This is a genomic window from Candidatus Syntrophocurvum alkaliphilum (assembly GCF_009734445.1).
Classification (GTDB): Bacteria; Bacillota; Syntrophomonadia; order Syntrophomonadales; family Syntrophomonadaceae; genus Syntrophocurvum; species Syntrophocurvum alkaliphilum.
The window spans coordinates 736,197-748,819 of the sequence record NZ_CP046457.1 but is presented as its reverse complement, the minus strand read 5'-3'; the positions used below and the strand labels follow the sequence as shown (position 1 = coordinate 748,819).

Here is a 12,623-nt window from a genome sequence, read left to right as displayed (position 1 = left end):
GTAATAAATCTTTATTGTTTTTGTAGTAAAATCAGATATATAATTTGAAAATAATTGTTATATTCACACTAACTTATAAAACATACTAATGGAATGAATTTAAGTAAAGGTAAGGAATGAAAGGAGAAAACAATATGAAATTACTAGCTATTGTAGGAAGTCGTAGGAAAAAAGGAAATACTTCTATTTTAGTGCAAGAAGCTTTAAAACCTTTTTCTATGGAAGGTATTGAAACTGAATTAATATTCTTAGGTGATTATGATATCAGAGATTGTAATGGATGCGAAGCCTGTAAAGATACATATAAATGTATAGTAGATGATGATATGCAAAAATTATATCCAGCTATTTTAGAGTCTGATGCCATCATTTTAGGTTCACCTGCCTATTTTTATAATATTACTGCAGATATGAAAGCTTTTATAGATAGATGTTATTGCTTTGAAGTATTTGACAAAGATGATCGTTCGGTTTGGATGGGTTTAAATGAAGCTCTAGGAGTAAAATATGCTGCTGTAATTGCAGTTAGTGAACAAGAAAAAGAAGAAGATATGGGATTTACGGCTGAAGCAATGGTAAAACCTTTAGAAGCTTTAGGTTATAGAGTAGTTAGTACAGTTAAGACTTTACATCTTTATAAAGCAGGAGAAGCCTTAAAAAGTGAAAAAGCATTACAAAATGCAAAACAAGCTGGAGAAAAACTTTTAAAAACATTGCAATTAAAAAAAGAAGTAAAAACAAAATTAAGTGAAAATCACTTATAAAAAATCTGCATTCAATATCTGCATGTAATAATAAAAGCCATTGTAATTTATTAAAAAAGGAGATTAAACATTGAAAGTTGTATTTCATGAAAGATTTTTTGAAGAATACGCCTATGATCCAGCAGCTGATAAGGGTAGACTAGATGTTGCATATAATTTATTAAAAAATAAATATGAAATAATCAACCCTAAGCCGTGTACTGATAACGATTTGCTACTGGTTCATAAACCACAACATATAAATAAAGTCAAGGATGATATGCAGATATATGAAGTAGGATCACTAGCAGTTGGAGCCGCTATATGTGCTTCTGAGTATGCCATTAAGAGTGAAATGGCTTTTGCATTATGTAGACCCCCTGGACATCACGCAAGTCCTAATGTTCACTGGGGCTTTTGTTATTTTAATAATATTGCAATAGCAGTTCAAAAACTATTAAAAAGTAATCATATTAAAAAAGCAATAATTATTGATTTTGATCTTCATTTTGGAGATGGTACTTATAGACAATTCATAGATAGTAATGAAGTAGATTATTACTTTATTTTAGGTAGAGAGCCTGAAGAATTTATTAAAAACTTAGAAGATTATCTTAAAGATAAAACCTGCGATTTACTTGCAGTATCAGCCGGTTTTGACCGTCACGAATATGATTGGGGCAGTATGCTACCTACAAGCACTTATAAATTACTAGGACAAATATTGGGTAATTTTGCTAAGCAACAATGCGAAGGTCGGTTATTTGCTGTTTTAGAAGGAGGATATACACCTACTCCTTTAGGAGAAAGTATCCTCGCTTTTCTAGAAGGTTTAGAAGACTTAGTATAATAATATTTAGCCTTCTGAACTTTAATCTGGTTTAGAGATTTATGGTTTAAAAAAATAATCCTCCTATTCTAGCTATTGCTCCACCAATAAGAAATGCTATAGTTGTTGTAATTATTAAAATAAACACTGAAAATTTTAAGTTAAACTCTCTAGCAAGTGTAGCTATTATTGCTACACAAGGTACATAAAATAAACCTACAATAGCTCCTGTAAAGAGCTGTAACGTAGTTAAGTCCATTTCCACTAGAGGAACTATTGCTAGTTCACGCCTAAAAATTCCTAGTATTAATGGTGTTGAAGCTTCTGCAGGTAAATGAAGCCAGGTAACTACTAATGGACTTAGTAATTGCCCAATAATTCCCATAACACCAGTTTCATAAAAGAAAGCAGCAACTCCTATAATGGCTATCATAGGTAGAGCACCTTCATAAATGTAATTTTTAGTTCTAAACCATATTTTGTTAAAAATCACTTCACTTCTAGGGACAAGCAACTCAGGAATCTCCATAATTGTATATGGACGACTTCCAGGCAAAAGCTTATCTATAATAAATCCAGTAACGAATATTACAAATAGAGAAAAGAAGAAAACTAACAAAAGAGCTAATATAGATTCTTCACCAAGTAAAGCTATAAAAGCACCTGACTGAGCTACACAAGGTATTCCCAAGCAAACCAAAGTGGTAACTATCATACGTTCTTTATATGAATTTAGTGATCTAGTTGCCATTATAGCTGGAATTCCACAACCATAGCCTAGGAGCAGTGGAATAATACTAGAACCTGGTAAACCTAATTTGTTTAGCAAACCATCAAGCAAACTACCTAGTCTAGGAAGATAGCCACTGTCTTCTAATATACTGAATGCAATATAAAAAGAAATGACATATGGCATTACAAGAGTAAACGGCCACTCTAAACCTTTAACGAATAAACCATATTCTCCAATTAAAATATTTTGAAATGTCCCTGGAGCAACAATTGCTTCTACGCCTAATGAAATTACTGGAATAATATATTCACGAAATAAAGGAAGTAAAAGAAACTGACGTAACCCCATTCCTAATCCAACTATGAGTGCAAAAACTAAACCTAGAATAAGGATGCTTAAAGGTAGTCCTGGCCAAGGTTTCACAAGACGTTCTCCCCATATTTCTCGCTTTGATTTTTTTAAAACAGAAGGTCTGAATTTAGCCTTTGAAACTATTTCTTCAGCTTTTTGCCAAAAACTTTCTTCTATTTTACTATTATCAATATCTCTAATATTTTCTGTTTCAGTAGAAGGGGCTTTTGCTAAAATTGTTTGTAATATTTCTTTTAATTCATTTAACCCCTTTTTTTCAACAGCAACAGTAGGGATAACAGGTATCCCAAGCTTATAGGATAAATATTCTACATCAATTTTCTCGCCTTTTTCTTCAATTAGATCCATTCTATTTAGTACAGCAACAGTAGGGATATTATATTGTAATACTTGGAATAATAAATATAAGCTACTTTCTAAGTTATAAGCATCAATAACACTTATAACAGCAGCAGGTTTTTTTCTAAGGTTTGCATCAACATCCTTCTGATCATGACAGTGTTCAAATTTTTTATGTTTAAAATCATGTCCTTGAAGCATTTCTACAGCAATTTTTTCAGCTTCATTTGTAGCTTCAAGGGTATATGTACCAGGAACATCTATTAAATTAACATTATAATCATCAAATATTATTTCACCGACAGTAAACTCTACAGTAGTTCCTACATAATTTGCAATACTTATATTTGATCCTGTTAAATTATTAAAAGTCACACTTTTGCCTACATTAGGTGGGCCAATTAAAAGGACATTTTCTTTATCATTCATATTATTTCACCTTCTTGATTATCTGTATTTTTGATATAATAAATAGTTATAATTGCTGAAAGTAACAGTGGAATCCAAAAAGTAATTACTCTTGTCATCAAAGCAATAGATATAGCCTCTGCCGATGTTAATCCCTCATAAGCAAGTACTAATGCCATACTACCTTCGAAAGTAGCAAGCCCACCAGGAAGTAATGGAATCATACTTACTAAATAGGCAGTATAAGTAGCAAGCACTACGACTACAATATTAAGCTGATAACCTAGCATAAAAGCAACCAAATACACTTTTACCGGATAAAGCGCCCATACTACAAAAGCTATTAAAAAAAGTATTTTTCGTTGTTTCATTGAAGTAACAATGCTTTTTGATGCATTAGACGAATCAAGTAAGAAGGTATAAATACGATTAATTATGGGAATTATTTTTTTTAAAACTTGATTATTGCTATTATTAATTTTTTCACCTAATAAGTTATTAAAGAAAGTATCTAAATTGAAACCCTGAATATTGAAAAAAATAAAAAATAACAAAAAGAACAGTAATAACCCTATAAAAGCAATAAAAACAAAAAAGGGTAAATTAAATGCTAATAATGCTATAGCAAGTGTAATTACACTAATTAATAAAAAGGGGAGTAAGGAAAAATATTTACTTACTACAGCTACAGCAGTAAGTTCTGAATATGCAAGAGCAGTTTTTTGACGCATCAAATACACCTTCAGTGCCTCCCCGCCTATTTTCACTGAAGGTGTAACACTTTCTACAAAGGTTCCCGCTAAATTAATGCCAAAGACATTAAAAAGAGATATTTGACTAGATTTTTGTTTTAGTAAAAAATACCAGATATAAGCTGTTAAAAATAACGTTCCTAATTGTAAGATAACCAAAAAGATAAACTGGGGAAGTGTCATACGACTCATTATCTTATATACATTATCCCAGCCCACTACCATGACTATCGCTGTAATTATTAAAACTCCAACTATTAATAAGTAGGATTTTTTCACTTCTCAAACCTCCCCAATTACCACTGTAAAATGTTAATTTACTTTATACAAGTATGATTCTTTAAAAGTTTTCATATTTTGAAGTGTTTTTGAAACTGGTAAGTAATCATTGGGAAGAAAACCGTAAACGGTTTTGTATGCGTCAGTTGGTTGACGAAAAATCAAGTTTCCTCCTGGTTCTCCCTTGGATTGCAAATTTTCTAACACCTTTACTTTTTCTTTTACCTGTAATGCAACTATTGCTACAGTAAAAGGAACAGGTATTTCATTAACTCCATCGCCAATTTTTATTTCTATATTTCTATCTAATCGATATTTCTTCAAACAATGTTTTGCTCTTTCCACAGCTTCAGTATCTTTGTCAAGAGCAATAACTTTAGCTCCGGTCATTTGAACTATATGTATTGCAGTAAAAGGTATTGCTCCACAACCTATATTTAAAACTTTATCATTAGATGTGATCTGTCCAAGTTTAATCTCATTTTGAACAACGTCACGATATAATCTATGGTAAAAATAAAATGCAGGGTAAAAATTACAACTGATTTTTTCCCAAGAAGCAAATAAGTTTTTCAACATTGATTCCGGATTCCCCTCTGCCAATCAAGTGATATTAATTATCAATTCTTTATAAAAAATAAAAGCAAATTAATTAAAACTGCTTTTTGAGATATTATAAATTAATTTATATAATTACGGTAATTTTTTCAGCAACATTTTTACAAATAGCTACCTTCCTTCCATCAATAGAACAAACTAGAGGTCCATTAAAAATCTCTTTTGCGACTATAGAAACCACTTTACCCGTTCTAAATCCCATAGAGGCGAGTAGAGGATCTGCTGGAGTATCAACAATAATTCCTTGTTCACCAGAACGTAATTTTAATATATTTTTTTCTTTTTTAAAATTATGTTGATTAACTTGTGCAGTATATAAATCATTGGCTTTCATTGCCATTTAAATCACTCCTTTATTAAATAATTAAAAGGAATAATACCTAATTGAGAATGATTTTCAATTTCAATGTAATAATACCTTAATTTAGTTTAGTTGTCAATACACCTAAAAATTAAAAGCTATAAGCTTTATATAAATATTATTTAAACATAAAAAAAATACCCATAATAATGGGTATTTTTGTAGAAACTTTATATTTAACTTTGTACTTGAGACTTTATTTGTTGTATTTCTAAATCTTGAACCATCAACACATATGTGTCATTTTCTACAAGATTTTTAGTCTATTTCATTTTTTTCAATAAATATTTACAAATTAAGACTAAAGCTCATTAATCACGTCTATGTTATATAATTAGAGATGAGCTCTTAATTGAACAATCATATAAAAGAAAATATTGTTGCTAATGGTGTAAAATGGAGTTAAATGTAATTATATTAACATATTTTTCATGAATGAAATTAACAAAAAATATAGAATAAAATTAATAAGATATAATGGCTTGTTTACATAATATGTTTATTATGTCGATATTCAAATATCGTAATGAATATTGCCATAAATAGTCGAAATATTTTTTATTTAAATGTATACAGATGCAGGATAAGGCTATATATTATCGAATAATAGTTGTTAGAACTTCTTGGGACTTAATGTGTTAATAACCATTTGTTTGTAAATAATTCTTAATGTTTAAAAGTTTATTTCCGGGGGAAGAGGTTTCTGGTATCTAGAGGGGGAATCATTTTGAGAGAAGCAAGTCGTGAAAAAGAAGATCTTATTAGTGAACTAATTAGTTTACGACAAGAAAATGAAAAGCTAAAAGCAAGCAAGGGTATTAATATAGAATTACAACAGCAAATGGAACAAGTCATTGAACTTTTGCCTGATGCTACATTAGTAATTAATTTGCAAGGTCAGGTTGTCTTTTGGAATAAAGCTATGCAAGATATGACAGGAGTACCTAAAGAGCAAATGATAGGAAAAGGCAATTATGAATATGCAATACCTTTTTATGGGGAACGACGTCCCATTATTATAGACTTAGTCCTTATGTCTGACAATAAATACAGTGAGATAAAAAATAAATATGATTTTGTAAAACCGGGAGATAATAACCTGTTTGGTGAAGTTTATGTACCTAAAACCTATAATGGTAAAGGTGCATATTTATGGGCATCTGCATCTAAATTAGTTGATACAAAAGGGAATATATGTGGTGCCATTTCATCCATTCGTGATATTTCTGACCGCAAACAGGCAGAAAAAGACCTACGCAATGCTGAGGAGCGTTTCAGTAAAGCATTTATGTTAAGTCCAATGCCAATGTGCATTTCAACACGGGATGAAGCAATATTTTTAGATGTAAACGAAAGCTTTTTGCAAACAGTTGGATACAGCCGGGAAGAGCTAATTGGCCGATCATGGTTAGAGGTTAATTTCTGGGATGATGTAAGTGATCATGACTCAATATTAAAACGTTTACAAAATTACGAAAAAGTTAGGGAAATAGAAATAAAATATAATACTAAACTTGGTGAGAAGAGGTTAGCACTATTATCAGCAGAACCAATTCGACTAAACGAAGCCGATTGTCTTGTAACTATGTTTAGTGATATTACTGAGCGTAAACAAATGGAAAATGATTTAGCCCGACTTGACCGTTTAAACCTCATTGGTGAAATGGCGGCTAGTATTGGTCATGAAATTAGGAATCCTATGACAGCGATACGAGGTTTTATACAGTTAATAAACGGGCAAGAGCGTTATGAAAAAGATAAGGCATACTTCGATCTTATGATTGAAGAATTAGATCGGGCTAATGGAATAATATCCGAATATTTAAGAATGGCTAAGGATAAAATCGTTAATCTGCAGCCACATTATATTGACAACGTTGTTAAAGCCATATATCCAATGCTAAAAGCTGATGCAAATTTAAAAGGAATGAATATTGAGTTGGATTTAGGCAATCCGCCAATGGCTCTTATCGATAAAAATGAAATCAGACAACTAATTCTTAACATAACCCGCAACGGTCTAGAAGCCATGTCAGAAGGTGGAACATTAACGATTGGAACAAGATTGGTTAATAAAGAAATAATATTATTTATAAGTGATCAAGGGCACGGTTTGGACACTGAGGTGATTGATAAATTAGGAACACCCTTTGTTACTACCAAGAATGAAGGAACAGGCTTAGGTTTAGCTGTCTGCTATAGTATTGCTGCACGCCATAATGCAAGGATTGATTTTGATACAGGACCCAAAGGAACTACATTTTACTTTTGCTTTCCTACGAGCTAATTAAAAGCATTTTATTAGCTTTACCATAGAGTAATATACATTAAAAAACAGCCTATTGAATATATTCAATAGGCTGTTTTTTGCTAAAAGGGAAGTGATACTCAATTTTTAAAGACACTCTTTTACTCGTCGTATTAGGAGTTTTATACAAGTTTGAATGTTTTCCGGAGTATAAATTTTTAAATTGCCTCGATAATAGTAAGAAAATAATTCTTTTTCTATTATTTGCTCATCTGTTCCCTTATCAATCATTTTCTCAATACAAATAAAAGCATGCTGAGCTGCATTCAAAGCACGTTGGTAAAAAAAGTTCACTTCATCTTTTACCCATATCCTCTCATGGGGAATCCCTAATACTTGGGTTGGATAACCCATTAACCTTTTAATAGTCTCAATATATTGTTCATATCCTTGAAAAAATACTGGAAAAATCTCTAGATCTGATATTTGAAAACCAGCTGCATCAGATAAAAACATCACTTGATCCTTTGGTAGATAACAAGCTACACTGCAAGGACTATGCCCAGGTGTTATTAAAAATTTTAATTCAATTCCTCCTGATAAATTAATAATGTCATTTTCTCCTACTACTTGATCTACTAAAATATTACTAACATAAGTCGCATTAGGTTTATCTGGGATTATTCCTTGAGAAACTAACGTCTCCGACATTTTCTCATCTTGGTAAAAAAAATCATCTATTATTTTGGATTTGGCCATAACCTTTTGCGCTTCTTTGCTAGATATAATCTTTGCTTCTGAAAAAAATTCCTGCAGGGCCGGAATGCCACAAACATGATCAAAATGTGCGTGCATAGCAATTATATATTTAACATGAGGCTTCTCCTGTAACTTAGTCCACTGGGATTTTAGAGTAGCAACCCCACTAGTAACTCCACATTCTAAAATAGCAGCTTCTTTTTGTCCTACTAAAAAATAATTAAAATGGCGATTGCCTAATTGTATTACATTTTCCGTAAGCTTTTTCATAATTAATATCATTCCTCTCACTTAGCTGAATTTTGGATTATATCAATTCTATTTAAGCTAGATAAGAAATAAGACCGGAATGGGATGACAATATAATTATTGATGTGAGGTCCTTACCAGTCTCTATATATTCGATTCTACCATTTTTCAGATAATCAAGTCTCTTGTTAAAAGCATTTTTTATAATTTATTAAAATTTAAAAGCGATATATGTAAATAAAAAACATACCGTTTAGACAAATATTAAAACAAAATTGGTATAATAAGTTAAAATTTATAACTTGACAATTTATAAAATAACATGTTTAATAAAATTAATAAAAATAATTAAGGGGAAAAATTATGTATAATAATTTCGTTTTTAGCAATAGCTTTTTTAGCTTTACTAATTTCTTTAGTAAGGTTATTTAGTATTGCCGAAGACGATTTTTAATTAGAGTTAAAACCTCGGTAATACGTTGTAATTACCGAGGTTTTTTGTTTTATATTATTTAATTATTTGGAGGAAGGAAAATGAATAACTTACACAACTCAACAATTAGCTTTGTATTCTTTTTTGGCTTTGTATTTTTTACAAGGCTTTGTTGAGTTGTACTGAAATAAGTGAGGACTATAAAAATCCCACTCAGTCAGCTCGACTGGGTGGGATTTTTTTATAGATAGTTTTATGTAAAAAAAATTAAAGGAGAGATATTTATGATTATTGTGTTAGAGCAAAATCCAGAAGAAAAACAGCTTGATAGTTTAAAGCAATGGCTTAATAGTATGGATATTAATGTTCAGACAATAGAAGGTATTCACTCTACAGTTTTAGGATTAGTAGGGGATACAAGTACAATTGATATCGAATTTATAGGTGCACTCGATATTGTAGCAGATGTTAAAAGAATTCAAGAGCCTTATAAACAGGCAAACAGAAGGTTTCATCCACTTGATACTATAATATCTATTGGTGATGTTAAAATTGGTGGTGGAAACTTTGCAATGATAGCAGGACCTTGTGCTGTTGAATCACATGAGCAAATATGCATGATTGCTTCTTCCGTTAAATCCTCAGGTGCTGCAATTTTACGTGGTGGTGCTTTTAAACCACGCACATCTCCTTATGCGTTCCAAGGACTTCGTGCTGATGGCATAGAGCTTATGCTTGAGGCAAAAAAAGAAATTGGACTGCCAATAATATCAGAAATTATGGATATTTCCCAATTACCGTTGTTTGATAATATCGATATTATTCAAGTTGGTGCAAGAAATATGCATAATTTTGAGTTGCTTAAAGCATTAGGAAAAATAAATAAACCAGTATTATTGAAAAGAGGATTTTCTGCTACAATTCAAGAGCTTCTTATGAGTGCAGAATACATTATGGCCGGTGGCAATGAAGAGGTTATCCTCTGTGAACGAGGAATTAGAACATTTGAAACAACAACAAGGAACACACTTGATTTAGCTTCAATTCCTGTTTTAAAGGAGCTCACACATTTACCGGTGGTTATAGATCCAAGTCATTCTACCGGATATGCTAAATATGTTAAATCAATGTCACTTGCCGCTGTAGCTGCTGGGGCAGATGGTCTAATAATTGAAGTTCACAACGATCCAGCAAACGCAATGTGTGATGGGCAACAATCAATAACACCGGAAGCGTTCAGTGAGTTGTCAGCTCATGTGAATGAGCTATTACCTATAATAAATAAATTTTATTAATAATAAAGAAGCATGAGATCTGAAGAACAAGAACAATATCAAGTTATAGTTGGAATTGGAATAACTTCAACATACAAATAGACAAGGGAAGAAATAAGTAATAATATTTTAATTTATTATAAAAGGAGGTTAATAAATATGAATTTTGATGAAATCAGAAAAAAAATTGACAATATCGATAATGAAATGACAAGATTGTTTGAAGATCGAATGGCATTAATTTCAGAAATTACAGACTATAAAATGAAGAAAAATTCACCTATACTTGGTACAGCTCGTGAGCGTGATATTATTAATCGTGTTACAGAACAGCAAACAGATGAAATGGCTCAGTATACAAAGATTTTTTTCACAACGCTTTTTGATATTTCTCGTTCATATCAAAGTAGAAGAATGTATATTAATTCAAACATGGCAGAAGAAATAAAAAGTGCACTTTTAAATACTTCCAAAATATTTCCTAATAGTGCTGCTGTTGCTTGTCAAGGAATTGAGGGTGCTAATTCTCAATTTGCTTGTGAGAAACTATTTTCACGTCCTACGATTATGTATATGAATAGTTTTGATGCAGTATTTACAGCAGTTGATAAAGGTTTGTGCAATTATGGAATATTGCCGATTGAAAATAATTTGCATGGTTCAGTAACAGAGGTTTACGATCTTATGAAAAAATATAAGTTTTATATTGCCAGAAGTATCAAATTGAAAATCAATCATGTATTGCTAGCTAATAAGGGAACAAAGCTTGAAGAAATAAATGAAATTTATTCCCATGAACAAGCATTTGCACAGTGTAGTAAATATTTAGAAAGCTTAAAAGGTGTAAAAGTAATACCTTGTGAAAATACTGCTGTTGCTGCAAAAAAAGTATTTGATTCAGGAAAGAATAACATTGCAGCTATTTCTTCAATGAATTGTGCCGAATTATACAACCTCGGAGTGCTTGCGACTGATATTCAAAATAGTGATAATAACTATACACGTTTTATTTGCATATCTAAAGACATGGAAATATATCCAGGTGCAAATAAAATCAGCTTAATTTTTACTATTCCTCATCGCCCAGGGTCATTATATAGGATTATTTCAAAATTTTCTGCATTAGGAATAAATATGACTAAACTAGAAAGCCGGCCTATACCAGGTAGTGATTTTGAATTTATGTTTTATATTGATTTTGAGGGATACGTACACTCAGAAGAAATATTAAATCTTATCTGCGAAATGGAAAATAGCCCTGATTTTTTCGCATTTTTAGGAAACTATTATGAAGCATAAGGAGTCATAGTGAGTCAAAAGGGACGGTTCCTTTTGACTCACTTTTTTGTGAAGACATTACAATTTCTTCAAGTTGTTGTTAATGATTTTTAATTTAATGTTATAATTGAGGAAAATTAATTTTTTGAGGATTTATTATGTGTTTAATCTTTATTGCCTATGATGTACACCCTAAATACCCGTTGGTAGTGGCTACTAACCGGGACGAGTTTTATAAGCGTCCTGATTTGCCGGCAGGCTTTTGGCCTGATAATAAGGATTTACTGGCGGGAAAGGATTTACAACAGGGCGGCACTTGGCTGGGGATAACCACTTCAGGGCGCTTTGCGACCTTGACTAACTACCGTGATTCTGCTAGTCATAACCCATCCGCTCCTTCGCGTGGACATTTAGTCGAAAACTATCTAAACGACAGTATTGACCCCGTACAATATTTAAACAATATCCAGGATAAAGGGGTTGAATATAACGGCTTTAATCTCTTAGTAGGAAACCATAAATGCCTTTACTACTATTCCAACCGAGAAAAGGTTATTCACAAAATTGAAAAGGGCATTCATGGACTGAGTAACAGCCTTCTTAATGTTCCTTGGCCCAAAGTAACCAAGGGGTTAAATTCCATAGCTGACTGCCTGCAACAAGAGGATGTAGATGTAGGGCATTTGTTTGCTATAATGAAAGACAAGGAGCAGTTCGCTGATGAGTTTTTACCCCAAACCGGTTTAAGCCTAGAAATGGAGCGCATGCTTTCTCCAGCTTTTATAGTTAGCCCAGAGTATGGCACCAAATCTACGACCGTGCTGTTGGTTGACCGCAATGACCAGGTTAGGTTTTGGGAGCGAAGTTTCAGACCTGGTGAATCTGAGCCATGGAATAATGAGTACTTTGAGTTTAAGATTATTTAGAGTCAAAGGGGACTATCTCAAC

Annotated in this window: 11 protein-coding genes; 6 read left to right on the top strand and 5 right to left on the bottom strand. The window is 31.9% G+C overall.

What is annotated here, in order from left to right; translation table 11 throughout:
* Positions 1-134: 134 nt before the first annotated feature.
* Both SYNTR_RS03680 and SYNTR_RS03675 read left to right on the top strand, forming a co-directional pair.
* Complete coding sequence (locus SYNTR_RS03680; protein WP_156203254.1) at positions 135-764, top strand: flavodoxin family protein; 630 nt, start codon at positions 135-137, stop codon at positions 762-764.
* A 70-nt stretch (positions 765-834) separates the two neighbouring features.
* A complete protein-coding gene (locus SYNTR_RS03675; RefSeq protein ID WP_156203253.1) occupies positions 835-1,593 on the top strand; it encodes an arginase family protein in 759 nt (252 codons plus the stop codon).
* A gap of 46 nt (positions 1,594-1,639) precedes the next feature.
* Here SYNTR_RS03675 and SYNTR_RS03670 read toward each other — a convergent pair whose 3' ends face one another.
* The 4 genes from SYNTR_RS03670 to SYNTR_RS03655 all read right to left on the bottom strand — a co-directional run bounded on the left by SYNTR_RS03670 (position 1,640) and on the right by SYNTR_RS03655 (position 5,413).
* Entirely contained in the window at positions 1,640-3,445 is a 1,806-nt protein-coding gene (locus tag SYNTR_RS03670) for a ferrous iron transporter B (RefSeq protein WP_156203252.1), read from the bottom strand.
* Complete coding sequence (locus SYNTR_RS03665) at positions 3,442-4,455, bottom strand: lysylphosphatidylglycerol synthase transmembrane domain-containing protein (RefSeq protein WP_156203251.1); 1,014 nt, start codon at positions 4,453-4,455, stop codon at positions 3,442-3,444. Before SYNTR_RS03665 ends, SYNTR_RS03670 begins: the two co-directional genes overlap by 4 nt.
* Positions 4,456-4,488: 33 nt before the next feature.
* Complete coding sequence (locus SYNTR_RS03660) at positions 4,489-5,034, bottom strand: nicotianamine synthase family protein (protein ID WP_156203250.1); 546 nt, start codon at positions 5,032-5,034, stop codon at positions 4,489-4,491.
* 106 nt (positions 5,035-5,140) lie between these two features.
* Positions 5,141-5,413, bottom strand: coding sequence for a FeoA family protein (locus SYNTR_RS03655; protein ID WP_156203249.1), 273 nt, complete (start codon positions 5,411-5,413; stop codon positions 5,141-5,143).
* 748 nt (positions 5,414-6,161) lie between these two features.
* Between SYNTR_RS03655 and SYNTR_RS03650 the strand changes: the two genes are divergently transcribed.
* Positions 6,162-7,721 (top strand): PAS domain-containing sensor histidine kinase, encoded by a 1,560-nt coding sequence (locus tag SYNTR_RS03650; RefSeq protein ID WP_156203248.1) that lies wholly within the window; start codon positions 6,162-6,164, stop codon positions 7,719-7,721.
* Positions 7,722-7,829: 108 nt separating this feature from the next.
* Here SYNTR_RS03650 and SYNTR_RS03645 read toward each other — a convergent pair whose 3' ends face one another.
* On the bottom strand, positions 7,830-8,711 hold the full coding sequence (locus SYNTR_RS03645) for an MBL fold metallo-hydrolase (protein WP_156203247.1): 882 nt from the start codon (positions 8,709-8,711) through the stop codon (positions 7,830-7,832).
* A 696-nt stretch (positions 8,712-9,407) separates the two neighbouring features.
* Between SYNTR_RS03645 and aroF the strand changes: the two genes are divergently transcribed.
* The 3 genes from aroF to SYNTR_RS03630 all read left to right on the top strand — a co-directional run bounded on the left by aroF (position 9,408) and on the right by SYNTR_RS03630 (position 12,601).
* Positions 9,408-10,418, top strand: a complete 1,011-nt coding sequence (gene aroF / locus SYNTR_RS03640; RefSeq protein ID WP_156203246.1) for a 3-deoxy-7-phosphoheptulonate synthase — start codon at positions 9,408-9,410, stop codon at positions 10,416-10,418.
* A gap of 138 nt (positions 10,419-10,556) precedes the next feature.
* Positions 10,557-11,696 carry a bifunctional chorismate mutase/prephenate dehydratase gene (locus SYNTR_RS03635; RefSeq protein WP_156203245.1) on the top strand — a complete coding sequence of 380 codons (1,140 nt, stop codon included), beginning with the start codon at positions 10,557-10,559 and terminating at the stop codon, positions 11,694-11,696.
* 137 nt (positions 11,697-11,833) lie between these two features.
* Entirely contained in the window at positions 11,834-12,601 is a 768-nt protein-coding gene (locus SYNTR_RS03630; protein WP_156203244.1) for an NRDE family protein, read from the top strand.
* The last annotated feature ends 22 nt before the right edge of the window (positions 12,602-12,623 follow it).